Origin of the sequence: Methylocystis sp. L43 (assembly GCF_015709525.1) — a bacterium.
GTDB lineage: Bacteria > Pseudomonadota > Alphaproteobacteria > Rhizobiales > Beijerinckiaceae > Methylocystis.
Genome location: NZ_JADNRA010000035.1, coordinates 250,060 through 274,896, shown reverse-complemented (window position 1 = coordinate 274,896; position 24,837 = coordinate 250,060). Strand labels below are relative to the sequence as shown.

Sequence of the window (24,837 nt, the reverse complement as noted above, 5' to 3'; positions counted from 1 at the left end):
CGAAGCAGATCATTGCCAGGCGCGCCGGCGCGTATAGTTTTGCGAAGGGATAGAGGAGCAAACGCAGATGAATGGCGACACGCCCAAATCAATCGTGCATCCCACCGATCTTTCCTTCGCGAGCCAGGACGCCTTCGCGCATGCGCTGCGCATCGCCGTGGCCTGCAAGAGCATGTTTCATATTCTGCACATCGAAGCGCCCGAGACCGACGAGGACGATTGGAGCCGCTTTCCGCAGGTGCGCGAGATGTTGGCGCGCTGGAAGATGATCTCGCCCACCGCGACGCGAGAGGACGTCGCCGAGCAGCTCGGCGTTAAATTCGTCAAAGCGTCGGTCGAATCGGAATCGCCCGTCGTCGGCGTCACCGCCTATGTCGAGCGGCACCTGTGCGATCTTCTTGTGATGATGACCCGGCCGCGCAGCGCTCTGGAGCGGCTGCTCGCCAGCTCAGTCGCGGAGGAAACGGCGCGCGAGACGCATGTGCCGGCGCTGTTCCTGCGCGAGGACCAGAAAGGCTTCGTCGACCGGGAGACTGGCGCCGTGTCGCTCAATACGGTGCTGATGCCGGTCGAGGCGACGGTCTCGCCGCTCGACGCCTTCCGCCACGTCGCCGCGCTCGCGCATTGTCTCAACCCGGCCGCCGACGTCATGTTGCTGCACGTCGGCGAAGATCTGCCGCTTTTTGAAGGGCTGCTGCCGCACATCGAGTTGCGCCGCGGGCCGGTCGTCGAAACCATTCTCTCCTACGCGAAGGAGATCAAGGCCGACATGATCGCCATGCCGACGCGTGGCCGAAAGGGCCTGCTGGAGGCGCTGCGGGGCTCGACGACGCAGCGCGTGCTGCACGAGGCGCCCTGTCCGCTGCTCGCGTCGCCGGTCAAATAATCGCCGGCGCATCGCCGCTCCCCTCCCGAGAGGCCGAAGGCCTGATCGGGATGCCCGTCGCGATCGGAACTCCGGGAGTCTATTCAGGAATCTCGCTCGTCGCGAGCGACTGACCGGTCCTAGAGCGAACGCTGGAAATGCAGCACGCCGCCCTGCGCGCCCTTCAGGAAGAGGTCGTCGCCCTTGGTGTCCCAATAGGGGCCCGAGAGCAGGACTGCCCAATAGTCGCGCTCGAAGGCGGCGAGCGGGCCTTCACATTTGCGTTCGTTGACCGCCGGCATGGTGCGCGGTCCGAGCCGGTTGGGGCCGATGATGAAGATGCCCGACCAGTTCTTGCAGCCCGAAAAGCCGTTGGCGCGGCCCGTTGAGTCGATCGAGATCCACATCTCCACCGGCGGCGCTTTGCCGTTGATCTCCTTGAGCACGAAATTCTGATTGTGCGGGAACGGCTGATACCGCGGAAGGCCGCCCGTCTCTTTGTTTTCGTCTTCCGGCTGCTTCTGCTCCGCGCCCTGAGGCGGCTTGGCGCTCTTCGCGCTCTTGGCGTCGGTAGGCCCGGAGGCGAGCGCGACGGCGCAGAGCGAGGCGGCTAAGGCGAGCAAAATCCTGTTCATCGCGTCAATCATCCTCCCCATAAAGCGACCTGCGCCAGGCGGCCGAGGCCGCAGCGCAGCGCCTTATAACATGCTCGGCAGGACGCGGTCAGGCGGCCGATGGCCGTCCATGAAGGTTTTGATGTTGATGATCACTTTCTCGCCCATATCGATGCGGCCTTCGATCGTCGCCGAGCCCATATGCGGGAGCAGCGTGACTTTCCCGGCCTTGGCGAGCTTCAATAATTTGGGCGAGACGGCGGGCTCATGCTCGAAGACGTCGAGGCCGGCGCCGGCCATCTCATCCGCTTCAAGCATCCGCACCAGCGCGTTCTCATCGACGATTTCGCCGCGCGCGGTGTTGATCAGAATGGCGTGGGGACGCAGATGCGCCAGTCTGCGGGCGGAGAGAAGGTGATAGGTCGCCGGCGTGTGCGGGCAGTGGATCGACACGACGTCGACCCGCGCCAGCATCTGATCAAGCGACTCCCAATAAGTCGCCTCCAATTGCTCTTCGAGATCGGCCGAGACTCGCCGACGGTTATGGTAATGAATTGAAAGCCCAAAGCTTTTCGCACGCCGCGCCAAGGCTTGGCCGATCCGGCCCATGCCGACGATGCCGAGTCTCTTGCCGGTGATCCGATGACCGAGCATCCAGGTCGGCGACCAGCCCGCCCAAGCGCCGTCGGGAATGGCGCTCGCGCCTTCGACGAGACGACGCGACACCGAAAGAATCAGCGCCATCGTCATGTCGGCTGTGTCTTCGGTCAAAACGCCGGGCGTGTTGGTGACGGTGATGGAGCGATCGAGCGCCGAGGCGACGTCGATATTGTCGACGCCATTGCCGAAATTGGCGATCAGCTTCATTTGCTCGCCGGCCTGGGCGATCAGATGGGAATCGATGCGGTCGGTGATGGTCGGCACCAGCACGTCGGCCGTGCGCATGGCCTCGACGAGTTCGTCATGAGTGAGCGGCTTGTCGCTTTCATTGAGGCGGGTGTCGAACAACTCGCACATGCGGGTTTCGATGACCTCGGGCAGCCGGCGCGACACGACAACGAGCGGCTTCTTTTTCGGCATATCCCTGGTCGTGCCTCCGCGTTTATGTTGTGTTGCAGCAGCGCTTCTGCGATTGCGCTATGATCTTGGCCGCGTCGCCGCGGCGGATGAAAAGACGCCGGCGAGTTTCGCCGGCTTCAACCGGGTCTTAACGACGGTCAGCGACAAAACCAATACGCCTCCTCGGCGGACGCATTCGACTTCCTAGCAGATGACGGGCCAAAGACAAGCGAGCGATCAGTCCATCATGTCGCGAATAAATGCAGAATCTGAGCCAGTTTCGGCTGCTTTCTCAAACGCTCAGGAACTTTTCCAAAAGCGTCGCCGCGCGTTTTTCGCCGCCCTCCTATGCGCGGTATTTTGCGCAGCGCACGCCAGCGCTCAGGAGTCGCAGAAGGGCCCGGTGAGCGGCCTGCCCTTGCCCCGCTACGTCAGCCTCAAATCGGATCGGGTCAATGTTCGCGAGGGACCGAGCAAGGAACATCCGGCTGTCTGGATCTACGAACGCGCGGCGCTCCCCGTCGAGATCACCGCCGAATTCGAAACCTGGCGCAAGATCCGCGATTCCGAAGGCGCCGAAGGCTGGGTGTTGCACTCGCTGCTCTCTGGACGGCGCACCGCCTTGGTCGCGCCGTGGAAAAAGGAGCCACAGCTGCTCGTCGCCGCCGATCATTCGACGCCGACGGCCAAGCTCGGTCCGGGCGTCATCGGCAATTTGCGCGGCTGCGACGGCAAATGGTGCCGCATCGCCGGCAAGGGCTTTGACGGCTACATGGAGCAGGAAAATCTCTGGGGCGTCTATCCGGGCGAGAAATTCGAATAATCACGCGGATGGCCCCGCCGGCAGGCGGCTTTTAAGCGTTTCCAGCGCTGCCGAAATGGCGGCCCGACTGAAGGGCTTGGCGACGACCGGCGCGTCGGCATGCGCCTCGAGCACGCCCTGTTCGCCATACCCCGTCACGAAAGCGAAGGGCTTTTGCCGGCGCTCCAGGACGCCGGGGAGAACATGAGCCTTCTGTCCATTCAGGTTGATGTCGAGAAAGGCGATGTCGAAATCTTCGCTCGTCGCCTTGTGCAGTGCGTCCTGGATATTGCCGGCGGTCGCGACGACCTGGGCGCCGAGCTCCTCGAGAAACATCTCAAGCGCCATGGCGATGACGGCTTCGTCTTCCACGATAAGAATGCGGGGTCCGCTCATTTGAGCATTTCCAGGGTGAGGGGAATGTCCATTGCGCAGCGCAACCCTTCAGGCCGAAATTCGACCGCGACCTGAGCGCCCGCGTCGGACGCCAGCGTCCGCTCGATCAGCCGCATGCCAAATCCTTTGCTGGACGGCGGCGAAATCGGCGGTCCGCCCTGTTCGCGCCAGATGAGATGGAGCATCGGCGTTCGCCGCGCGGAGTCGACGCTCCAGTCGATCGCGACTCGTCCGCCGGGCGCCGACAGCGATCCGTGTCTGACGGCGTTCGTGCATAGCTCATGGAGCGTCATCGCCAGCGCCGACGCGATGCGCGGGCAGACGTCGACGGGTGGTCCCGAAACGTCAAAGTTCTCAGCGCCCGCTGGGGCGATGGCGGTGCGCACGAGTTCGTCGACCTGCGCCTTCGTCCAGTTCTCACGGGTCAGCACGTCATGCACGGCGGCGAGCGCCAGCAGACGGTTCTCGAAGATCTCGGCCGAATTCGGCTTCAGGTCGCGCAAAGAATGCATGGCGATCGAGTGAACCGTGGCCAGCGTGTTCTTGACGCGGTGATTGAGTTCGTGGATCAGAAGCTGCAAGCGTTCGCGATCGCGTTCCTGTTCGGTGACGTCGGTGTTGGTGCCATACCACCCGACGATGACGCCGTTTTCGCGTAACGGTTCGATGCGCGTCAGGAAAGGTCGATAGAGCCCGTCGGCGCCCTTGAGCGGAAAGATCATCTGGAAAAACTCGCCACGCTCAATTGCATGCGTCCAGCGTTCCAGCATTTTGGGCAGCACGTCCGGATGATGCACGGATTGCCAACCCCATCCCGCCATGTCCTCAGGAGTCGTGCCGGTATATTCGTACCACCGGTCATTGTACCAAAACACCCATCCATCCGGCCGCGCCATCCAAGCAAGATTCGGGATGGAATTGGCAAGCGCCTTGAACTGCGCGTAGGTGATCTCGGATTCCTTTTCGGTCGCTCGCTGCGACATTGCTCCTCGCCCCACCCTGGTTTTCGAAGAGATCTCTACGGCTCTGCGAGCGACGTCGAGCTGCTTCGAAATTTGTCGTCTTCAGATTATAGGGCGGGCTTAGGCGCGGCGAAGACGCACCACGACATCTACGCGTGCGACCCGCAAACCGTCGGGCGGCTGGGGAAGATCGGAGACCGAGACATTCGCGCCGGCGATGTCGTACAGCTCTCCGTCGTCTTCGAGGAGGAAATGATGGTGGTCGGCGGTGTTGGTGTCAAAATACACCCGGGCGCCGTCGACGGCGATCTCCCGCAGCAAGCCCGCCTGGGTGAACTGGTGAAGCGCGTTGTACACGGTCGCAAGCGAAACGGAGAGATTGGCGGCGAGAGCTTCCTCATAGAGCCGCTCCGCCGTCACATGACGATCGCCGCTTTGACCAAACAGCAGCTCGCCGAGCGCCAGCCGCTGGCGGGTGGGCCGCAGCCCGGCGTCGCCCAGCAACTCTGCGACCGGCTTGCGGGGCGCAGAGTCTGGCGGAACGGTCGAAATTGGCTCGGCGTCCATTGCAGCGGCTCGCGGTTTTCTACTCTCGCGGTTTTCTCCATGGCATCATAGGGGGAATGGCGGGAAATTCAACGCCGCTCGGGCGTTGCGACCCCGCTTGCGACGGCGCTTCCGGCCCGGGCGAGGCTATGTTACGGATCGCTTCGCTCAGGAGCGGCTAAGACCGGAGCCGCCGCCTGCGCAGAAAAATAAGGGCGCCTTTTGAGGGCGCTTGGGGAGGATGGGCCTTCAAAGGCTCCAACGCGAGGAACACAGGACGATGGGCGAAAGGCGCTCCTCATTCGGCTACGAGGATTTACTGGCGTGCGGCGAGGAGAAGCTGTTCGGCCCGGGTAATGCGCAGCTGCCGCTGCCGCCGATGCTGATGTTCGACCGGATCACCGAGATCTTCGAAGACGGCGGCGAGCACGGCAAAGGCTACATGCGCGCCGAACTCGACATTAAGCCGAGCCTCTGGTTTTTCGACTGCCATTTCAAGGGCAATCCGGTGATGCCCGGCTGCCTTGGCCTCGATGCGCTGTGGCAGATGGTCGGCTTCTATCTCGCCTGGCTCGACAATCCGGGACGCGGCATGGCGCTCGGCGTCGGCGAGGTGAAATTCAGCGGGCAAGTTCGCCCGACCGTGAAAAAGGTGACCTACGGCATCGACTTTAAGCGCGTCTTCAAGGGCAAGCTTGTGCTCGGCATCGCCGATGGCTGGGTCGCCGCCGACGGAGAGCGAATCTATGAGGCGAAAGATTTGAAGGTCGGGCTCGCCAAGGCCGAGGCGCCGGCCGCCGCCTGAAGCGCTCAGCAAGGCGCGGGAAAGCGCCGCCAAGGAGTTGGACCAAGGAGTTGGACAATGAGACGAGTCGTCGTCACCGGCATGGGAATTGTGTCGTCGATCGGCAACACCACCCAGGAAGTGATCGCTTCGCTGCGCGAGGCGAAGTCGGGCATCTCGCGCGCGGATAAATACGCCGAACTCGGCTTCCGCTCGCAGGTCTACGGAATGCCGACGCTCGACCCATCGACGCTCGTCGATCGCCGCGCCATGCGCTTCCATGCGACCGGCACGGCGTGGAACCATGTCGCCATGGATCAGGCGATCGCCGACGCCGGCCTGACCGAAGCGGAAATCTCCAACGAGCGCACGGGAATCATCATGGGGTCCGGCGGACCCTCGACCCACACGCTTGTCGAATCTGCCGATATCACACGCACCAAGGGACCCAAGCGCGTCGGTCCCTTCGCCGTGCCCAAAAGCATGTCTTCGACAGCTTCGGCGACGCTTGCGGTCTGGTTCAAGATCAAGGGCGTCAACTATTCGATCTCATCCGCCTGCGCCACGTCCAATCACTGCATCGGCAACGCCTACGAACTGATTCAATACGGCAAGCAGGACATGATCTTCGCGGGCGGCTGCGAGGAGTTGGAGTGGGAGCTCTCGGTCCTTTTCGACGCCATGGGCGCGATGTCCTCCTCCTACAATGATCGTCCGGCGACGGCTTCGCGCGCCTATGACAAGAATCGCGACGGATTCGTCATCGCCGGCGGCGCCGGCGTGCTGGTGCTCGAAGAACTCGAACACGCCAAGGCGCGCGGCGCGAAGATCTACGCCGAAGTCGCCGGCTATGGCGCGACCTCGGACGGCCATGACATGGTGGCGCCCTCGGGCGAGGGCGCGGTGCGCTGCATGCAGCAGGCGCTCGCGACGGTGAAATGCCCGATCGACTATATCAACCCCCACGCCACGGCGACCCCGGTCGGCGACGCCAAGGAAATCGAGGCGCTGCGCGAAGTGTTCGGCGTCGGCGACAAGTGCCCGCCGATCGCCGCGACGAAATCGCTGACCGGCCATTCGCTCGGCGCGACGGGCGTGCAGGAGGCGATCTATTCCCTGTTGATGATGCAGAACGGCTTCATCTGCGAAAGCGCCCATATCGAGGAACTCGATCCGGATTTCGCTGATATGCCGATCCTGCGCGAGCGGCGCGACAATGTGAAGCTCGGCGCGGTGCTGTCCAACTCCTTCGGTTTTGGCGGCACCAATGCGACATTGGTGTTCAAGCATCCAGACGCATAGGTCCGCAGCGGCGAGCGTCTTGACCGGGCTTGTCCCGGCCATCCACGTCGAGACAATCCCGCCGGAGTTTAGGAGAAGGCGATTCTTCCAATGGATGGATTGCGAACGAGCGGCGCTCGTGGATAGAGGTATCGCCGCTGCGGCCGGTCCATAACGTCCGTTCTTCTTTGCTGTTTGCGTCTCCGCAGGGCTTAGGCCCGATCTTTCGATCTCTCCTACGATGACAATCGCCATATGACAGTTTCAACCGGTCTCATGCAGGGTAAGCGCGGCCTCATCATGGGCGTCGCCAATGATCATTCGATCGCCTACGGCATCGCGCGCGTTCTTGCGCGCCACGGCGCGACGCTCGCATTCACCTATCAGGGCGAGGCGCTCGGCAAGCGCGTCAAGCCGCTCGCGCAGGAGCTCGGGTCGAACCTTGTGCTGCCGTGCGACGCCGAGGATATATCGACGGTGGATCAGGTGTTCGCCCGTCTCGAATACGACTGGGGCGATATGGATTTTCTCGTCCACTCCATCGCCTATTCCGACAAAAGCGAATTGAAGGGACTCTACGCCGACACCTCGCGCGAGAATTTCATTCGCACGCTTGTCATATCCTGTTTTTCCTTCACCGAAGCCGCGCGCCGCGCCGCCACGCTGATGAAGAACGGCGGATCGCTGCTGACGGTGAGCTTCGGCGGCGGCACCCATGTCATGCCGAATTATAACGTCATGGGCGTGGCGAAGGCGGCGCTCGATTCATCGGTGCGCTATCTTGCCGCCGACTTCGGCGATCGCGGCATTCGCGTCAATGCGCTGTCGCCCGGCCCGGTGCGCACGATGGCGGGCGCCGGCATCACAGGCGCGCGGGCGATGGGCGCCTTTCAAAAAAAGCATTGTCCATTGCGCCGGATGATCACGCTTGATGAAATCGGCGGCTCGGCGCTTTATTTGCTGTCGGAGCTGTCGGGCGGCGTGACGGGCGAAGTTCATCTTGTCGACGCCGGCTATAATATCATGTTGCAGCCGCGTCCCGAGGATCTCAACGGCGAGGAGTAAGGCGATGAGGATAGCGCTGTCTGTGGGCTTGGCCTTCATTGCGGCGCCGGCGATGGCCGCGAGCGCGGATTCGACGACCGGCGCGCAAATCGCCAAAGCCGAATGCGCCTCATGCCACGCGGTTGGCGCCGACGCAGAGGCCAAGAGCGCGGATCCCAAGGCCCCGCGCTTTATCGACGTCGCCAACATGCCTTCGACGACGGAACTGTCGCTGAAAGTTTTCCTGCGCTCTTCGCACAAGAACATGCCCAACATCATTCTTGCCCGCGAAGAGATCGACTCGCTGGCGAGCTATATTTTGGGGCTTGGCGGCAAATAGCCGCCAAGCCGGTCGCATGGTATTCGCGCAGTAAATTATGCGGCCAATTTCTGTTTGGACATTCTGCGGCATTCCTCGGCGCAGCGACGGCATTCGTCGGCGCATTCCTTCATGTCCGGAATAGGATCGCACTCCTTGGCGCAGGTTTCGCAAGCCTCGGCGCAAAGCGCGCACATCTGATTGGCCAGCGGCGAATTCATCAGCATCATTTGCGTGCTGTTGCGGCACATATCGGCGCAGGCGATCATCGCCCGGAAATGTTTGGGCTTCACATGCTCGCCGCCTTCCTCGAGGCAATGGGTCATCGCCATGCCGAAGCACATCTGATAGCAGTTCAAGCAGGCGTCAATGCAGGCCTGCATTTCCTTCGGGATCATGCGCATGATGGATCGTTCCTCTTACAGGCTTTCCGCCTCCCGCCGCCCCGCAGGCAGCTAGTTCACCGGCCCGGCAGGTCAAGATTTGCGCTTAGAGCGCTTCCCGATCACATGGAATCATGTGATCGATAAGGAATCGCTCAAAATCAAAACATTGGAGCAGGTTCTCATCGAAAAAGTCTGTCACTTTTTCGGAACCTGCGCCTAAGGCGCAGGACGGTCGGTCACGCTTCAGCCTCTGAGAAACAGGCGCAGGCTTGACGTCCAATCGCCGAGCGCCAACCTTTTGAGAGGCGCGCGCGACGCAGATCGTGCTAGTCATCGTCGTGCCAGTCATCGCCATGCCAGTCATCGCCATGCCAGTCATCGCCATGACATGATCGAGGGATTGAACCGGATGACGCTTGCGAGAAAACAAAGGCAAGCTTCGAGCGAGATGACGAGTACGAGGGTTGTTCATTGAAGGCTCCGAGATCCGGGCGCTGGATGCGAGGGCGGCTTGACCCCGCGCGATAACGATGTGTTCGAAGCCACAACGCCGGGACTGCCCGTCGTGAGGCCACAAGCAAGCGGCAGATTTTTTGAGTCGCTGCGTGAACGGCTGCCGAGAGGCGCGCTCGGCGCGCTGGGCGTGGCGGCCAGTCTCGCCGTCTTTGCGCTGGCCGCTTATATTCTGGGCCGAACGCTCTCAAGCCTCAGCTACGCCGATCTGCTGAACGCTTTTCGCGCGACCAGCGGCGCGCAGATTCTCGCGTCCTTGGCCCTCTCTACGCTCTCCTATCTTTTTCTGACGGGTTATGACGTCGTCGCGCTCTATCATATGAGAACGCGTGCGCCCTACAGGGTCGCTGCGCTCGCGTCCTTCGCAAGCTACGCCATTTCCTTCAACCTCGGATTTCCTATCATCACCAGTGCGGCCGTGCGCTACTGGATCTACTCGCGCGTCGCATTGAACGCGCTGCAGGTCGCCAACATCACCGTCTTCGCCGGCGTCACGTTCTGGCTCGGGATGACGCTGGTGATGGGCATAGGCTTCATCTATGGCGCGGACGCGCTTGCGGGGCTCGATGGCTTGCCGGCCTTCCTTCACATCATTCCCGGCGTGCTCATACTTGCCGGCGTGCTCTTTTATTTCGCCTGGGTGACGGTTGATCGCCGCAGCATTCGGCTTCGCGGCCATGCTCTCGAGCTGCCGGGTTTCATCCCGACTTTGGCGCAGTTCGCGCTTGGGGTCGCCGACCTGTGCTGCGCCGCAGGCGCGCTCTATGTGCTGCTTCCCGAGGGCGTCCCGCTGGACTTTGTGCCCTTCGTCGCGGTCTATGTCGTCGCCTGCATCCTGGGCGTGATCAGCCATGCGCCCGGCGGCATCGGCGTCTTCGAGGCGACGATGCTGCACGCCATCCCGGCGTCGTCGCATGAAAGCATTCTGGCGTCGCTGCTTCTGTTTCGCATGATCTATTACTTTCTTCCATTCGTCGTCGCGCTTGCGCTTCTTGGCGCCGACGAGGGCGCGCGCCGCTGGACGACATTGCGGGATGCGATTGCGCGCATTTTGGAGGAGCGCTCGAATTGAACGGCGCCGGACCAGTCGCCATGAGTCTGTCGACCCAGCGGCGCAAATGGCGCGATCAGGCGATCGATCTCCTCGCGCCAGTCATCAACGCGCTCCCGGAGCCGATCTTCGTCATCGACTCCGAAACCCATGTCGCCGCCGTCAATGCCGCGGCGCAGGCGCTCTCCCCGGCCATTCGGCCTGGCGAACCGCTCTCCCGCAGCCTTCGCTCGCCCGACATGCTCGACGCCGTGGCGCGCGTGCTCGCCGGCGGCGAGGCGGAGAAGACCGTCTGGGTCGAACGCCTGCCGGTGGAATGCTGGTTTGAAGCGCATGTCGCGCCGATGCAAATCGAAGGCTTCGAGCCGGCCGCCGTCGTCAGCCTGCGCGATCTGACCGAATCCCGGCGCGTCGAGCGCATGCGCGTCGACTTCGTCGCCAACGCCAGTCACGAGCTGCGCACGCCGCTCGCTTCGCTGCTGGGTTTTGTCGAAACCTTGCAAGGTCCGGCGCGCGAGGACGCCGTGACCCGCAACAAATTCCTCGGCATCATGCGCGAACAGGCACAGCGGATGGCGCGCCTCGTCGACGATCTGCTGTCGCTCTCGCGCATCGAGCAGCACATGCATCTGCGGCCCGCGACGCCCGTCGATCTCACGCTGCTCGTCGCGCATATCGTCGACACGCTGTCGCAGATGGCCGAAGACAGGGGCGTCGCCATCAATCTCGATCTGCAGCCGAACGTCGTCGCGCCGGGAGATCGGGACGAGCTTGCCCGGGTGATTGAGAATCTCGTCGAGAACGCCCTGAAATACGGGTGTGGCGACGATGGCGGCTGCAAGCCCATCGACATCTCGCTGGCCCGCAAGGGGGCGCTCGTCGTTCTCTCGGTGCGCGATTATGGTCCCGGCGTCGCGCCGGAGCATATTCCGCGTCTGACGGAACGTTTCTACCGGGTCGACGCCGGCAAGAGCCGCGCGAAAGGCGGCACTGGATTGGGCCTCGCCATCGTCAAACATATCGTGCTGCGCCACCGCGGCCGGCTCGGGATCGAGTCTGCGCTGGGCGAGGGAACGCTGTTTCGCGTCATTCTGCCGGCGAGCGATTCAGCGTAAATATGATAAGTATATAAATTACAAGCATATTTACTGTCATCATACTGTAATCTTTTCGTCACAAAAAGCTGTTGTCGGGCCAGTAGTTTCTCCCGCGCGATGACGCGGGGCGCATCGCAAGTCCGTTCTCGAGCAAAAGAGACCTTCAAATGATCTCGACGATTTTCAGGCGCGGCGCTGGCGCGGCGCTGGCGCTCGCCGTCATGTGCGGCGGGGCTGCCGCCATAGACATTTCCGGCGCCGGCGCAACCTTCCCCTATCCGATCTACGCCAAATGGGCCGAGGCGTATCGGAAGGATACCGGCAATGGGCTTAACTATCAGTCCATCGGGTCGGGCGGCGGCATCAAGCAGGTTAAGGCGCGCACCGTCACGTTTGGCGCGTCGGACCAGCCGCTCAAGGCCGAGGAGCTTCAGGCGGCGGGTCTTGTTCAGTGGCCGCAAGTGATTGGCGGCATCGTGCCGGTGATCAATCTCGCAGGCGTCGCCGGCGGCGACCTCACGCTCGATGGCGCGACCGTCGCGAAAATTTTCCTCGGCGAAATCGCCAAATGGGACGATGCGGCGATCAAGAAACTCAATCCGAAGGCGAAGCTGCCGTCGCAGCCGATCGTCGTCGTTCATCGCTCCGACGGATCTGGAACGACTTTCAATTTCACGAACTATCTCTCGAAGGTTTCGCCCGACTGGAAGTCGAAGGTCGGCGAGAACACGTCGGTCGAATGGCCGGTCGGCATCGGCGCCAAGGGCAATGAGGGCGTCGCCAACAACGTCGCCAACACCAAAGGCGCAATCGGCTATGTCGAATATGCCTACGCCAAGCAGAACAAGCTGACCTATACCAAGATGGTCAATAAGGACGGCAAGGTCGTCCCGCCCAGCATGGAGACGTTCCAGGCGGCGGCCGCCGGCGCCGACTGGTCGCATGCCGAAGGTTTCTACGAAATTCTGACGAATGAGCCGGGCGCCAAGGCGTGGCCGATAACGGCGGCGACCTTCATCTTGCTGCCCAAGGAGCCTAAGTCCGAAGCCGATGCGGCTGAGGCGCTCAAATTCTTCTCCTGGGCTTTCGCCAATGGCGGCAAGATGGCGGAGGAACTCGACTATATTCCCATGCCGAAGCCGGTGGTCGAGCTCATCAAGAAGAGCTGGGCGAATGTAAAGAGCGCGGACGGCAAACCCCTGTCGCATTAGCCGGACGGCGCTGATCGCGAATAGATCCCGACGGCCGTTCATACTGTCGTCGGGAAGATCATGACGCCGAGGAGCGGCGCCGGGAGCGGGTGAAATGCTGTCGATCGAGCCGAGTCGGCGTGAATTGAATGGAGCGGGCGACGTGTCGGATATAGCTTTGGAGCAACAAGCCTCGCAGTCTGTGATCGTAGAGCGCACGCGCGTGCTGGCGCGCATCGCGCTGATCGATCGCGTGTTTTATCAGGTGACGCGCGCGGCGGCTGTCGTCGTGCTTATCATCCTGGGCGGCGTCATCGTCTCGCTGGTCCACGGCTCCTGGCCAGCGATGCAGGCATTTGGGTTTGGCTTCCTCACGTCGCAGGCCTGGAACCCGGTCACCGAGAACTTCGGCGCAGCGGCGGCGATATATGGCACGCTCGTCACATCGATCATCGCCATGGTGATCGCGGTGCCGGTCGGCCTCGGCGTCGCCACCTTCCTTACCGAGCTTTGTCCGCATGCGTTACGCCGGCCGATCGGCGTCGCGATCGAGCTTCTCGCCGGCATCCCGTCGATCATCTACGGAATCTGGGGCCTCTTCGTGCTGGCGCCGTTTCTGCAGTCGCATGTGCAGCCGGCGCTTATATCGGCCTTTGGCGACATTCCGTTTTTCTCGACGCTCTTCGCCGGTCCGCCTTACGGCATCGGCATGCTGACCGCGGGCTTCATTCTCGCGATCATGGTGCTGCCCTTCATCGCCTCGATCTCGCGCGACGTCTTCGAGACCGTGCCGCCGGTGCTGAAAGAAGCGGCCTGGGGCATCGGCGCCACGACATGGGAAGTGATGCGCTATGTCGTCGTCCCTTACACGCGCGTCGGCGTGATCGGCGGCATGATGCTGGGCCTGGGCCGCGCGCTCGGCGAGACAATGGCCGTCACTTTCGTCATCGGCAACGCGCACAAGATTTCCGGATCGCTGCTCGCGCCCGGCACGACGATCTCTGCGACCATCGCAAATGAGTTCACCGAAGCGGTCGGCGATCTTTACACTTCGGCGCTGATCGAACTTGGCCTCATCCTCTTCGTCATCACCTTCTTCGTTCTCGCTCTGGCGCGTTACATGCTGATGCGCATCGAGCAGAAGTCGGCGTAAGAAAGAACGAGCTCATGTCGCTTTATGCTTCACGCCGCGGCGCCAACTCAGCCGCCACCACGCTGTGCTGGGTGGCCGCTGTGTTCGGCCTTTCCTGGCTGGCCTTGATCCTCGGCTCTCTCGTTTATGAGGGCGTGCGCGGCCTGTCGCCAGCGGTCTTCACCGAGATGACGCCGCCGCCCGGCAGCAAGGGCGGCCTTCTCAACGCCATCGCCGGATCGCTTGTCATGACGATCATCGGCGTCGCCATCGGCACGCCGCTGGGCATGCTGGCCGGCACTTATATGGCCGAATATGGACGCTATTCGAAGCTCACGATGATCGTGCGCTTCATCAACGATATCCTGCTCAGCGCCCCGTCGATCGTCATCGGCCTCTTCGTCTACACCGTCTTGGTGCATCCGATGGGCCACTTCTCGGGGATTTCCGGCGCCGTGGCGCTGGCGTTGTTGGTCGTCCCTGTCGTCGTGCGAACCACCGAGGACATGCTGCTGCTTGTGCCCGGTTCGATGCGCGAGGCGGCTTCGGCGCTCGGCGCGCCCCGTGCGCATGTCGTTGCCAAGGTCGCCTATCGCGCCGCCAAGGCCGGACTGATCACCGGCGTGTTGCTCGCTGTGGCGCGCGTCTCTGGAGAGACGGCGCCACTGCTCTTCACCGCGCTCAACAATCAGTTCTGGAGCAGCGACCTCACCGCGCCGATGGCGAGCCTGCCGGTCGTCATCTTCCAGTTCGCCCTGTCGCCCTACAAGGATTGGCAGCAGCTCGCCTGGACCGGCGCGCTGCTTATCACTGTCGCTGTTCTCGCTCTCTCGATCGCGGCTCGCGCGCTCAGCGCCGGGCGGAGGAACTCGAAATGAACGCCGCTGCTCAAATTGCTCAAGTAAAGGCGCCGCTGACCAAGGTTTCAATGCGGAATCTTGACTTCTTTTACGGCGAGTCGCGTTCGCTCAAAGACGTCACCATGCCCTTATACGCCAATAAGGTGACATCCTTCATCGGCCCCTCGGGCTGCGGCAAGTCCACGCTGCTGCGCGTCTTGAACCGCATGTATGATCTCTATCCCGGCCAGCGCGCCGAAGGAGAGGTGCTGCTCGACGGCGAGAATATTCTCGATCCGGCGGTCGACATTAACGCCTTGCGCTCGCGCATCGGCATGGTGTTCCAAAAGCCGACGCCCTTTCCAATGTCGATCTATGAGAACATCGCGTTCGGCATTCGGCTATACGAGAAACTGCCGCGCGCCGACATGGACGCGCGCGTCGAAGGCGCGCTGCGCGGCGCCGCTCTGTGGGACGAGGTGAAGGACAAGCTGCAGACGAGCGGACTTGGCCTTTCCGGCGGCCAGCAGCAACGCCTCTGCATCGCGCGCAGCGTCGCGGTGCAGCCGGAGATCATTCTGTTTGACGAACCGTGTTCGGCGCTCGATCCGATTTCGACGGCGAAGGTCGAGGAGCTGATCGACGAACTGGCGAGCCGCTACACCATAGCGATCGTCACCCACAACATGCAGCAGGCGGTGCGCGTCTCTGATTACACGGCGTTCATGTATCTCGGCGAACTCGTCGAATTCGGCGAGACGGACGACGTGTTCAACAAGCCCCAAGCGAAGCGCACGCTCGACTACATCACCGGCCGTTTTGGCTAAACCAGCGATTCAAGGACGGCGCTCATGAGCGATCATATTGTTAAATCCTACGACCGGGACCTTGAAGCCCTGGGACGTCGCATCGCTGAAATGGGCGGCGTCGCGGAGAAAATGCTGGCGGAGGCGATGGACGCTTTGTCGGCCTTCGACGTCGACCTCGCCCACCGCGTCGTCTCCAGCGATCCGCGGCTCGACGCGTTGCAGCGCGAAATCGAGGAGAACGCCATTCTCACCATCGCGCGCCGGCAGCCGCTTGCGGTCGATCTGCGTGAATGCATCGCCGCGATCCGCATTTCCGGCGACATCGAGCGGGTCGGCGATCTGGCCAAGAACATCGCCAAGCGAACGCTCAAGATCGTGTCGGAGGCGCGCGTGCCGCGTGCGATCGTCGGTCTGAAGTCGATGCATGAAATCGCCGCGATGCAGCTTAAGGACGCGCTGGACGCCTACGCCTTGCGCGACACCGAGCGGGCGCGCGCGGTCTGGCAGAACGATTCCGATCTCGACGCGCTGGAGGATTCGGTGTTCCGCGATCTCCTCACCTTCATGATGGAGGATCCGCGCAACATATCCTTCTGCACGCATCTCCTGTTCTGCTCAAAGAATCTGGAGCGGATCGGCGATCACACGACCAACATCTCGGAGACGGTCGTTTATCTGGTCACCGGCGAAGCGATGCCCACGGAGCGGCCAAAAACGCGCGCCCCCGACTTCGGCGTAAAGGATGAGGCGGCGCAATGAGCGACGTGTCGTCCGCCGTCCTGCAGCGGAGCGGGAAAAGCGATCGGGCGCCGCGAATCCTCGTCGTCGAGGACGAGACGTCGCTCGCGACGCTGCTCGTGTATAACCTTGAAGCCGAAGGCTATCAGGTCGAGCATGTCGACAATGGCGATGAAGCCGAGCTGCGGCTCGCCGAGTCGCCGCCCGATCTTGTCATTCTCGACTGGATGCTGCCGGGCGTTTCTGGACTTGAAATCTGCCGACGCCTGCGCGCCCGCGACAGCGCCCGAGACATGCCGGTGATCATGCTGACCGCGCGCGGCGAGGAAGGCGAGCGCGTGCGCGGCCTTTCGGTCGGCGCCGATGATTATGTCGTCAAGCCGTTTTCGACTCCGGAACTGATGGCGCGGGTGCGCGCGCTGCTGCGCCGGGCGCGGCCCGAGCGCGTCGCCTCACGGCTTACGCTCGGCGATATTGACCTCGACCGCGACACCCGTCGCGTGCGGCGATCCGGCCGCGAAATCCACCTCGGTCCGACCGAATTCCGGCTGCTCGAATATTTTATGGAGAAGCCCGGACGCGTGTTCACGCGGGCGCAGCTGCTCGACAGCGTCTGGGGCATGTCGGCGGAGATCGACGAGCGCACGGTCGACGTCCATGTCGGACGGCTTCGCAAGGCCCTGATCCGCGGCCGTGAGAAGGATCCGATCCGCACGGTGCGCGGCGCGGGCTATTCTTTCGACGAAACATTCGGACACGAGTGACGTGTCCGACGCGGTTCACGCGTAACGCTGCGCTCTGAACTGATCGCGCGCGCGGCGGCGATCCTGCGCAGGCTGATAGGCGACGCGCGCGTGATAGCCGCAGTAGGGGCCGCCGCCGATCGTCGACTTGCCGCCGCAGAAGCGGAAATCCGCCGACGTCGGGTCGCCCATCGGCCAGCGACACATGGATTCGCGGAGCTCCATGAGCGTGACGCGCTCCGAGATCGGGATCACCACCTCTTCTTCAGGCGCACGCCGGGGCGCCGCCAGCGCATGCGGCGCGAAAGCGAGCGCCAGATTGCCATGCGAGGAGACGCCGTTCATGCGCGGGTGCGTCGGGCGAGGAGCCTTGGCGACGCGCGGCCGCTGCGCGCTCGCCGTCTTGGCGCGTTCGGCGAGTCCCAGACGATGGATCTTTCCGATCACAGCGTTGCGGGTGATGCCCGGTCCAAGTTCAGCCGCCACTTGGCTGGCGCTGAGACCATCGCTCCAAAGCTTGCGGAGCAGTTCGACGCGTTCGTCGGTCCATGACATTAGGCTTCTCCATTCTTTCGGGTCGAGCGCGGATCGGATTTTCTTCCGACCGCTGCGCAGGCCTGAAGCCCTGCGGCGATGTGATGCGCATCAACACTCGAGAGAACACGCCCAAACGAATTACGCGGGCGCTGACTAGAAACTTTCTGTTTACTTTGAATCATGCGCGAGTCGCGCTGGCAAGCGCGCGCTGGCGTTCTCAACAGGCTTTCGGCGAGACTGTTGCCCGCAGAACTCACCCTTGCGCGGCCGCGCCCGGCGGCTTTGATCGCCAATATCGAACCGCGCCATGGATTTGACCGCGTCGGGCGGCGCGCATAAAATCCGTTCTGAACTGCCGCCCTAATAGGGCGGCGCTTTGTTTTTTTAAGCCTCCTCTGGCCGGAGCCAGCGACGGGAGCATGGAGCAGGGCTTTTGACGTCAGCGCTTTATCCGACCTATCCGCGCGCCGATCTTGCATTCAAGCATGGCGAAGGCGCGTGGCTGATTGCGGAAAACGGCGACCGCTATCTCGATTTTAGCGCGGGCGTCGCCGTACTGTCGCTCGGCCACAATCATCCGCACCTCGTCGAGACCTTAAAGCGCGCGGCGGAAGAACCGTGGCATGTCTCCAATCTCTTTCGCATCCCGCAGGCAGAGCGGCTCGCGGAGCGGCTCTGCGACGCCACATTCGCCGATCTGGTCTTTTTCACCAATTCCGGCGCGGAAGCGGTGGAGTGCGCGATCAAGACGGCGCGCAAATTCCACGCGGTCAACGGACAGCCGGAACGCTATCGACTGATCACGTTCGAAGGCGCCTTCCATGGCCGCACGCTCGCGACGATCGCCGCGGGCGGCAATGCAAAATATCTTGATGGGTTCGGGCCGCCCGTCGAGGGCTTCGATCAGGTTCCCTTTGGCGATTTTGGCGCCGTCGAGGCGGCGATCACGCAGGAAACCGCGGGCGTCCTGCTCGAACCGATTCAGGGAGAAGGCGGTCTAAGAGTCTTTTCGCCGTCGTTTCTGGCGCGGCTACGGGAGCTTTGCGACGCGCGCGGGCTGCTGCTGGTGTTCGATGAAGTGCAATGCGGCGTCGGCCGCACCGGAAAATTCCTCGCCTGCGAACATGCCGACGTCGCGCCCGATATTGCGGCGCTCGCCAAGGGGCTGGGCGGCGGATTTCCGCTCGGCGCGTGCCTCGCGACGCGCGAGGCCGCCAAAGGCATGACGCTCGGCGCACACGGCTCCACCTTTGGCGGCAATCCGCTGGCGACGGCGGTGGGCGGCGCCGTTCTCGACGTCGTGCTCGCGGAGGGCTTCATGGCGCAAGTCGCGCGGCTTGGCGGGCTGTTGCGCCAGCGGCTGGCGGAGCTCGAGGACCGCTATCCGTCGCTCATCGAAGAGATCCGCGGCGAAGGGCTGATGTTCGGCCTCAAGACGCGAATTCCGAATGGCGACTTCGCCGCCGCCGCTCGCGCCGAAGGCCTGTTGACGGTGCTCGCCGGCGACAATGTCGTGCGCCTTTTGCCGCCGCTCATCATTGACGAGAGCGACGTCGCGGCGGCGGTGGCGCGCCTTTTCGCCGCATGCGCCCGGCTCGCCGCGCCCATTGAAAAGCTCGGAGCTGCGTGATGACCGCCCATTCGTTGACGCGGCCGCGCAGCTTTCTCGATCTTTCCGATCACTCCGGCGAAGAGCTGCGCCGCATTCTTAATCTCGCCAAGTCGCTCAAGGCGCGCCGCGTCAAAGGCGTCGAGGCGACCGAACGACCGCTCGTCGGCAAATATCTCGGCATGGTGTTCGACAAGCCGTCGACCCGCACGCGCGTGTCCTTCGACATCGCGATGCGCGAACTCGGCGGCCAGACGATCATGTTGACCGGCGCCGAAATGCAGCTTGGCCGCGGCGAAACCATCGCCGATACGGCGCGCGTGCTCGCGCGCTTTCTCGACGCGATCATGGTGCGCATTCTGTCGCATCCCGATCTCATGGAGCTGGCGCGTTTTGGCAATCTGCCGGTCATCAATGGGCTCACCAAACAGTCGCATCCCTGCCAGGTGATGGCGGACGTGCTGACCTTCGAGGAGCATCTCGGTCCGATTGAAGGGCGCACGGTGGCCTGGAGCGGCGACGCCAATAATGTGCTTGCAAGCTGGGTGCATGCCGCCGGCCGCCTGGGCTTCACGATCAATGTGGCGACGCCGGCGGACTTTGCGCCCTCGGAAGATCTGGTCAGCTGGGCGAAAGCCAATGGCGCGAAGATGAATCTGACGCGCGACGCCTATGAGGCGGTGGACGGCGCCGACGCCGTCATCACTGACTGCTGGGTGTCGATGGGCGACGCGGACGAGGACCAGCGCCGCGCCGCGCTCGCGCCCTATCAGGTCGACTCGAAACTGATGCGCGCGGCCGCCAAGCATGCCGTCTTCATGCATTGTCTGCCGGCGCATCGCGGCGAGGAAGTCACCGCGGAAGTGATCGACGGACCGCAGTCGGTGGTCTTCGACGAAGCCGAGAACCGCCTTCACGCGCAGAAAGGCGTGCTGTGCTGGTGTCTCGCGCCGGGGCAGTTCTGATGCCGCAAGGCGGGGGCTCGGCGCCGAGCCGGCCAGTCGCGCTCCATTCCGAGGATGACCGGGTCCTGCCCTTCGCGGTCGAAGCGCTCGACCTGCGCGGCCGCGTCGTGCGTCTCGGCCCCACGGTCGATTCCATCCTGAGCCATTACGCCTATCCGCCGCAGGTCGCGCGCCTGCTCGGCGAAGCGGTGGCGCTCGCCGCGCTGCTCGGCTCGATTCTCGAATCGCATGGACGCTTTCAGCTGCAGACGCGCAGCGACGGGCCCGTCGATATGCTCGTCGTCGACTATGATGCGCCGGGGAAGCTGCGCGGCTTCGCCCGTTTCGACGCCGAGCGCGTCGCCCAAATACGCGACGCTTCGCCGGCGGCGCTGTTCGGACGCGGTCATCTGGCGCTCACCATTGAACGCGAGGAAGACGCGGCGCGCTACCAGGGCGTCGTGCCGCTCGAGGGCGAGAGCCTCGCCGAAGCCGCGCATATCTATTTCCGGCAATCGGAGCAGATCCCGTCCTTCGTCAGACTCGCCGTCGCCGAAATCGTCACGCCGCAGGGCGCCAGTTGGCGCGCCGGCGGACTGCTGCTGCAATATTTGCCGCCCGGCGGCGCGCGCGCCCGCGATCTTCCGCCCGGCGACGCGCCGGACGGGGCGGAGGAGCCTTCCGAGGACGACAGCGACCATTGGACCGAAGGCCAGGCGCTCGCCGCGACTCTCGAAGACCACGAACTGGTCGATCCGGCGCTTTCGAGCGAGCGCCTGCTCTATCGCCTTTTCCATGAGCGCGGCGTCAAGGTTTTCACTGAACGCGCCCTCGAGGAATTCTGCCGCTGTTCGAGCGAGCGCATCGACAAGCTCTTGAGGAGCTTCTCGCCGCAAGAGCGCAGCGATATGATCGGCGACGACGGCCGCATCGGCGTCACTTGCGAATTCTGCGGCACGCTGCGCAGCTTCGACCCTGCCGATTTCGACTGATCCGCCGCCAAGCGCGAAGCCAACAGAATGTCCGCTGAGTTCATCTTTCCGCCGCCGCCCTTTCCAAGCGTCGCTATCGCGCAAGACGCGCGCCGATTTCCCGTGCGGCGGATCTTCTGCATCGCGCTGAACTACGCCGCCCACGCCCGCGAAATGGGAAAGGACCCCGCCAAGGGCGGGGACGCGGAGCCGCCGGTGTTCTTCTCCAAGCCCGCCGACGCGGTGGTCGAGAGCGGCGCGACCATTCCCTATCCGACGCTGACGCATAATCTTCACCACGAGATCGAGCTGGTCGCGGCGCTGAGCGCGGGGGGCGCCGATATTCCGGCGGCGCGGGCGCTCGACTGCGTCTTCGGCTATGCCGCCGGCGTCGACCTGACCCGGCGCGACCTGCAAGCGGCGGCGCGCAGCGCCGGCTGGCCGTGGGACATGTCAAAAGGCTTCGACCATTCAGCGCCCATCGGCGCGATCAGCCCCGTCGCCGCCATCGGCCATCCGACGCGGGGGCGCATCGCGCTCTCCGTCAATGGCGTGCTGCGACAGGCGGGCGACCTTAGCGATCTTATCTGGAGCGTTCCGGAAATCATCGCGGCGCTGTCGCGAAATGTCGCGCTTGCGCCCGGCGATCTCATCTTCACCGGCACGCCCTCGGGCGTTGGACCGCTCCTTCCCGGCGACATCGTCGACGGCGAGGTCGAACATGTCGGCTCTGTGGCCGTAAGCATCGGAAAATAAGCGAGGTTGCGCCGGGCAGTGAAACCCGGCTATTTGCAGAAGGGTGAAACGCCTTCGCGCGATCTTTCGCAACCGTGGTTGCGCCTCCACCGAGCCGCCGGCGCGCGAGGCTCTAGACATGCCGGTAAATCTCGACCCCGAAAACTGGGACGAATTTCGCGCCGAGAGCCATCGCGCGCTCGATATGATGCTCGACAATCTGCGCGATCTGCGCGAGCGCCCGGTCTGGATCGAGCCAAGCGAAGAGGCCCGGGCCCGCTTCAAACGCGACCTTCCGCAAGAAGGCCGCGAGTTCTCCGCCGTGCTCGAGGATTTCGACCGCTATATCAAGCCATTCGCGACCGGCAACACCCATCCGATGTTCATGGGCTGGGCCCAGGGCGCGGGCACGCCGGCTGGCATGATCGCCGAAATGCTCGCCGCCGGCATGAACTCGAACTGCGGCGGTCGCAATCACATCGCCATCGATGTCGAGCGCCAGATCGCCGCCTGGATGGCGCAGGCTTTCGGCTTTCCGTCCGACGCGAGCGGCGTTTTCGTCACCGGAACCTCGATCGCCAACTTCCTGTGCCTGCTCGTCGCGCGCGACCAGGCCTATGGCGATAAGGACGTGCGGCTTAACGGGCTCTGCGCGCTTCCGGGCCAGCTCATCGCCTATGCGTCGCGCGAAGCGCATAATTGCGTGCGCCAGGCGATGGAGCTTGCCGGGCTTGGGGCGCGGCATCTGCGCCTCATTCCTTCGGACGAGCGGCGCGCAATGAAAGTGCGCGATCTTCGCCGCGCCATCGCCGCCGACCGCGCGGCGGGCTTCAGGCCGTTTCTGATCGTCGGCACCGCGGGCACGGTCGACACCGGCGCGATCGATCCGCTCGACCGGCTCGCCGACGTCGCGCACACCGAGGATTTGTGGTTCCATGTCGATGGGGCGTTCGGCGCGCTGGCGGCGCTCTCGCCGGCGCTCAAGCCGTTGGTCAAGGGGCTGGAGCGCGCCGACAGCGTCGCCTTCGACTTCCATAAATGGCTGCACGTCCCCTATGACGCCGGCTTCTTCCTGGTGCGCGACAAGGCGGCCCATAAGCGCGCCTTCGCGGCCAACGCCGCCTATTTGACCCGCGCGCCGCGCGGCCTCGCGGCGGGCGACACCTGGCCTTGCGATCTCGGCCCCGACCTGTCGCGCAGCTTTCGTGCGCTCAAGACCTGGTTCACCATCGAAACCTTCGGCGCCAAGCGTTTGGGCCAATGTATCGAGCAGACCTGCCGCATGGCGAAGCGGCTCGAGGCGTGGATCGCGCAATCGGACGCTTTCGCGCTGCGCGCGCCGGTGACGCTCAACATCGTCTGCTTCGGCGTCAAGGACGATGCGGACGGTTCGCTGGCGCGCGAAATCGTCATGGAGCTGCATGAGCGCGGCGAGGCGGCGCCGTCGCTGACGATCCTCGACGGGGTCCCGGCGATCCGCGCCGCGATCATCAACCACCGGACCGAAGCGCGCGATATCGACGCCTTCACCGAGTTTCTCGACGCCGCGCTTCGGCGCGCCCGCAAGGAGCCGCATGATTTCGCCGCGCTGATCGAACCGCACGGGCCGGGGAAGACCCGGCTCTCGGAGGATTGACCCACAAGCGTCGTAAGGCTGTTATCAATCGACCTGTTCTTTCTTTGCGCCTTCCCATGAGCGCCGCCATGAGCATAGACCTCCTCGCACAAGCGCCGCGCGCCGACATTCCCGGATGTCTTTGGTTCGTGCGGTTCAACCACGCGGGCGAGGCCGAGCCCGGAACGGCCGAAGACTTCGAAAGTATCGGCGCGCCGCGCGAGGGATTCGTGTGGCTGCACATGGATCTCGCCGACGTGCGCACACGCCCGCTGCTGGCGCGCATCGCGGCGCTTTCCGAAGATGCGCGCGATTCGCTGTGCGATCCCGTCGACCACCAGCATCTCGAATATTCGGAAGGGATGGTCAGCGGCGCGCTGCTCGACTATGAGCGCGATCTCGGCGGGCCTACCTCGCGCACCGACTTTGTGCGCTTCGCCGCTGGCGCAAGCTTTTTCATCAGCGCGCGACGGCTGCCGATGGACAGCGTCGAGGCGGCGCACATCGCCATCAATCGCGGCGCGCGTCTCACCTCGCCGATCGATCTGTTCGAAATGCTGACGGATGCGCTGATCGACGGGCTGGCGCGCAAAGCCGCCGAACTCGGCGCGGCCTTCGATCGCGTCGAGGACCGCATCATCGATCAGCGCGGCCGCCAGGCGCGGCCGGCGCTCAGCGCCGCGCGGCGCGACGCCGTGCGTCTGGCGCGCCAGATCAGCGGCCTGTCGTCGACGGTGGCGCGCCTCGAAACGATCGAGGAGGAGGCCGACGAACAGCGGGACAATGATCTGCGCGACGCCGCGGCAAGGCTCATTCAACACGCCGGCGCGCTGACTCAGGACGTCACGAGCCTTCAGGAGCGCGCCCGTCTCCTGCAGGACGAGCTCAACGCCATCCTCAGCCTGGAGACCAACGATCGGCTCTATGCTTTGACGGTGACGACGATGCTGCTGCTGCCGGCGACCTTCGTCACCGGCTATTTTGGCATGAACACCAAGAATCTGCTGTTCGCGGAGGACGAGAACGGCACGTTTTACGCGACGATTCTCTGCGTGCTCGCCTCAGCGACGGCGCTTTTCCTTATGCGCCGCTGGGGACTTGCCGGCGCGCCGGAGAGCGAGGACCAGCGCCCGGCCGCGCCGGAGCGTCGGGACGACCGGCCGGCGGACAGGAGTTTTTGACGCTCGTTTCGAGAGTTGCGGGGGTTTACAGGCGTGCGCGCGCCCCCTAGTTTCCGCGCCGACAGGGGCGAGACC

General features: G+C 63.7%; 28 protein-coding genes. 20 read left to right on the top strand and 8 right to left on the bottom strand.

The features are described 5' to 3' along the window. Positions 1 to 67: 67 nt before the first annotated feature. The gene (locus IYX23_RS17575; protein WP_196394254.1) at positions 68 to 886 is read left to right on the top strand and encodes a universal stress protein; all 819 of its coding nucleotides are present in this window, start codon (positions 68 to 70) and stop codon (positions 884 to 886) included. Between the two features lie 119 nt (positions 887 to 1,005). On the opposite strand, the gene IYX23_RS17570 is transcribed toward IYX23_RS17575, so the two are convergent. Both IYX23_RS17570 and IYX23_RS17565 read right to left on the bottom strand, forming a co-directional pair. Continuing rightward, positions 1,006 to 1,500, bottom strand: coding sequence for an META domain-containing protein (locus IYX23_RS17570; protein WP_246716920.1), 495 nt, complete (start codon positions 1,498 to 1,500; stop codon positions 1,006 to 1,008). Between the two features lie 63 nt (positions 1,501 to 1,563). Then, positions 1,564 to 2,559, bottom strand: a complete 996-nt coding sequence (locus IYX23_RS17565) for a D-glycerate dehydrogenase (RefSeq protein WP_196394252.1) — start codon at positions 2,557 to 2,559, stop codon at positions 1,564 to 1,566. A gap of 190 nt (positions 2,560 to 2,749) precedes the next feature. Here IYX23_RS17565 and IYX23_RS17560 point away from each other — a divergent pair, with 190 nt between their 5' ends. Then, positions 2,750 to 3,361, top strand: coding sequence for an SH3 domain-containing protein (locus IYX23_RS17560; RefSeq protein WP_196394251.1), 612 nt, complete (start codon positions 2,750 to 2,752; stop codon positions 3,359 to 3,361). Here IYX23_RS17560 and IYX23_RS17555 read toward each other — a convergent pair whose 3' ends face one another. The 3 genes from IYX23_RS17555 to irrA all read right to left on the bottom strand — a co-directional run bounded on the left by IYX23_RS17555 (position 3,362) and on the right by irrA (position 5,265). Further along, the gene (locus IYX23_RS17555) at positions 3,362 to 3,736 is read right to left on the bottom strand and encodes a response regulator (protein ID WP_196394250.1); all 375 of its coding nucleotides are present in this window, start codon (positions 3,734 to 3,736) and stop codon (positions 3,362 to 3,364) included. It lies immediately after the preceding gene. Continuing rightward, on the bottom strand, positions 3,733 to 4,719 hold the full coding sequence (locus IYX23_RS17550; protein ID WP_196394249.1) for an HWE histidine kinase domain-containing protein: 987 nt from the start codon (positions 4,717 to 4,719) through the stop codon (positions 3,733 to 3,735). Before IYX23_RS17550 ends, IYX23_RS17555 begins: the two co-directional genes overlap by 4 nt. Positions 4,720 to 4,818: 99 nt before the next feature. Then, positions 4,819 to 5,265, bottom strand: a complete 447-nt coding sequence (gene irrA / locus IYX23_RS17545; protein ID WP_018406277.1) for an iron response transcriptional regulator IrrA — start codon at positions 5,263 to 5,265, stop codon at positions 4,819 to 4,821. Between the two features lie 259 nt (positions 5,266 to 5,524). On the opposite strand from irrA, the gene fabA reads away from it, so the two are divergent. From fabA to IYX23_RS17525, 4 genes are all read left to right on the top strand, one after another. Then, complete coding sequence (gene fabA, locus IYX23_RS17540) at positions 5,525 to 6,049, top strand: 3-hydroxyacyl-[acyl-carrier-protein] dehydratase FabA (protein WP_014891799.1); 525 nt, start codon at positions 5,525 to 5,527, stop codon at positions 6,047 to 6,049. A 57-nt stretch (positions 6,050 to 6,106) separates the two neighbouring features. Next, positions 6,107 to 7,330, top strand: a complete 1,224-nt coding sequence (gene fabB / locus IYX23_RS17535; protein WP_196394248.1) for a beta-ketoacyl-ACP synthase I — start codon at positions 6,107 to 6,109, stop codon at positions 7,328 to 7,330. A gap of 234 nt (positions 7,331 to 7,564) precedes the next feature. After that, the gene (gene fabI / locus IYX23_RS17530) at positions 7,565 to 8,374 is read left to right on the top strand and encodes an enoyl-ACP reductase FabI (protein ID WP_029651296.1); all 810 of its coding nucleotides are present in this window, start codon (positions 7,565 to 7,567) and stop codon (positions 8,372 to 8,374) included. A 4-nt stretch (positions 8,375 to 8,378) separates the two neighbouring features. Beyond that, positions 8,379 to 8,693 (top strand): cytochrome c, encoded by a 315-nt coding sequence (locus IYX23_RS17525; RefSeq protein WP_196394247.1) that lies wholly within the window; start codon positions 8,379 to 8,381, stop codon positions 8,691 to 8,693. A gap of 35 nt (positions 8,694 to 8,728) precedes the next feature. Here the strand turns inward: IYX23_RS17525 and IYX23_RS17520 are convergent, their stop codons facing one another. Continuing rightward, on the bottom strand, positions 8,729 to 9,076 hold the full coding sequence (locus IYX23_RS17520) for a four-helix bundle copper-binding protein (protein WP_196394246.1): 348 nt from the start codon (positions 9,074 to 9,076) through the stop codon (positions 8,729 to 8,731). Positions 9,077 to 9,161: 85 nt separating this feature from the next. Continuing rightward, a complete protein-coding gene (locus IYX23_RS17515; protein WP_196394245.1) occupies positions 9,162 to 9,530 on the bottom strand; it encodes a hypothetical protein in 369 nt (122 codons plus the stop codon). Between the two features lie 39 nt (positions 9,531 to 9,569). Between IYX23_RS17515 and IYX23_RS17510 the strand changes: the two genes are divergently transcribed. The 8 genes from IYX23_RS17510 to phoB all read left to right on the top strand — a co-directional run bounded on the left by IYX23_RS17510 (position 9,570) and on the right by phoB (position 17,191). After that, a complete protein-coding gene (locus tag IYX23_RS17510; protein WP_196394244.1) occupies positions 9,570 to 10,643 on the top strand; it encodes a lysylphosphatidylglycerol synthase domain-containing protein in 1,074 nt (357 codons plus the stop codon). Then, positions 10,640 to 11,737, top strand: a complete 1,098-nt coding sequence (locus tag IYX23_RS17505; protein ID WP_196394243.1) for an ATP-binding protein — start codon at positions 10,640 to 10,642, stop codon at positions 11,735 to 11,737. Before IYX23_RS17510 ends, IYX23_RS17505 begins: the two co-directional genes overlap by 4 nt. 149 nt (positions 11,738 to 11,886) lie before the next feature. Then, positions 11,887 to 12,930 (top strand): phosphate ABC transporter substrate-binding protein PstS, encoded by a 1,044-nt coding sequence (gene pstS / locus IYX23_RS17500; RefSeq protein ID WP_196394242.1) that lies wholly within the window; start codon positions 11,887 to 11,889, stop codon positions 12,928 to 12,930. Positions 12,931 to 13,072: 142 nt separating this feature from the next. Further along, entirely contained in the window at positions 13,073 to 14,062 is a 990-nt protein-coding gene (pstC, locus tag IYX23_RS17495; protein ID WP_348643684.1) for a phosphate ABC transporter permease subunit PstC, read from the top strand. 14 nt (positions 14,063 to 14,076) lie between these two features. Next, positions 14,077 to 14,919 carry a phosphate ABC transporter permease PstA gene (pstA, locus tag IYX23_RS17490; protein WP_196394240.1) on the top strand — a complete coding sequence of 281 codons (843 nt, stop codon included), beginning with the start codon at positions 14,077 to 14,079 and terminating at the stop codon, positions 14,917 to 14,919. After that, positions 14,916 to 15,707 (top strand): phosphate ABC transporter ATP-binding protein PstB, encoded by a 792-nt coding sequence (gene pstB, locus IYX23_RS17485; protein ID WP_196394239.1) that lies wholly within the window; start codon positions 14,916 to 14,918, stop codon positions 15,705 to 15,707. The genes pstA and pstB overlap by 4 nt, the downstream gene beginning before the upstream one ends. Before the next feature lie 24 nt (positions 15,708 to 15,731). Further along, positions 15,732 to 16,448, top strand: a complete 717-nt coding sequence (gene phoU, locus IYX23_RS17480) for a phosphate signaling complex protein PhoU (protein ID WP_196394238.1) — start codon at positions 15,732 to 15,734, stop codon at positions 16,446 to 16,448. Continuing rightward, a complete protein-coding gene (gene phoB, locus IYX23_RS17475) occupies positions 16,445 to 17,191 on the top strand; it encodes a phosphate regulon transcriptional regulator PhoB (RefSeq protein ID WP_018406263.1) in 747 nt (248 codons plus the stop codon). Before phoU ends, phoB begins: the two co-directional genes overlap by 4 nt. 15 nt (positions 17,192 to 17,206) lie before the next feature. Here the strand turns inward: phoB and IYX23_RS17470 are convergent, their stop codons facing one another. After that, positions 17,207 to 17,725 (bottom strand): GcrA family cell cycle regulator, encoded by a 519-nt coding sequence (locus IYX23_RS17470; RefSeq protein ID WP_196394237.1) that lies wholly within the window; start codon positions 17,723 to 17,725, stop codon positions 17,207 to 17,209. A 415-nt stretch (positions 17,726 to 18,140) separates the two neighbouring features. Here IYX23_RS17470 and IYX23_RS17465 point away from each other — a divergent pair, with 415 nt between their 5' ends. The 6 genes from IYX23_RS17465 (at position 18,141) to IYX23_RS17440 (ending at position 24,762) form a co-directional block, all read left to right on the top strand. Further along, a complete protein-coding gene (locus IYX23_RS17465; protein ID WP_196394236.1) occupies positions 18,141 to 19,337 on the top strand; it encodes an aspartate aminotransferase family protein in 1,197 nt (398 codons plus the stop codon). Further along, the gene (gene argF / locus IYX23_RS17460; RefSeq protein ID WP_196394235.1) at positions 19,337 to 20,281 is read left to right on the top strand and encodes an ornithine carbamoyltransferase; all 945 of its coding nucleotides are present in this window, start codon (positions 19,337 to 19,339) and stop codon (positions 20,279 to 20,281) included. The genes IYX23_RS17465 and argF overlap by 1 nt, the downstream gene beginning before the upstream one ends. Further along, positions 20,281 to 21,252, top strand: a complete 972-nt coding sequence (locus tag IYX23_RS17455; protein ID WP_196394234.1) for an Hsp33 family molecular chaperone — start codon at positions 20,281 to 20,283, stop codon at positions 21,250 to 21,252. Before argF ends, IYX23_RS17455 begins: the two co-directional genes overlap by 1 nt. 27 nt (positions 21,253 to 21,279) lie before the next feature. Next, entirely contained in the window at positions 21,280 to 21,987 is a 708-nt protein-coding gene (locus tag IYX23_RS17450; RefSeq protein WP_196394233.1) for a fumarylacetoacetate hydrolase family protein, read from the top strand. 118 nt (positions 21,988 to 22,105) lie between these two features. Beyond that, complete coding sequence (locus tag IYX23_RS17445; protein ID WP_196394232.1) at positions 22,106 to 23,602, top strand: pyridoxal-dependent decarboxylase; 1,497 nt, start codon at positions 22,106 to 22,108, stop codon at positions 23,600 to 23,602. 68 nt (positions 23,603 to 23,670) lie between these two features. Beyond that, positions 23,671 to 24,762 (top strand): CorA family divalent cation transporter, encoded by a 1,092-nt coding sequence (locus tag IYX23_RS17440; protein ID WP_196394231.1) that lies wholly within the window; start codon positions 23,671 to 23,673, stop codon positions 24,760 to 24,762. The last annotated feature ends 75 nt before the right edge of the window (positions 24,763 to 24,837 follow it).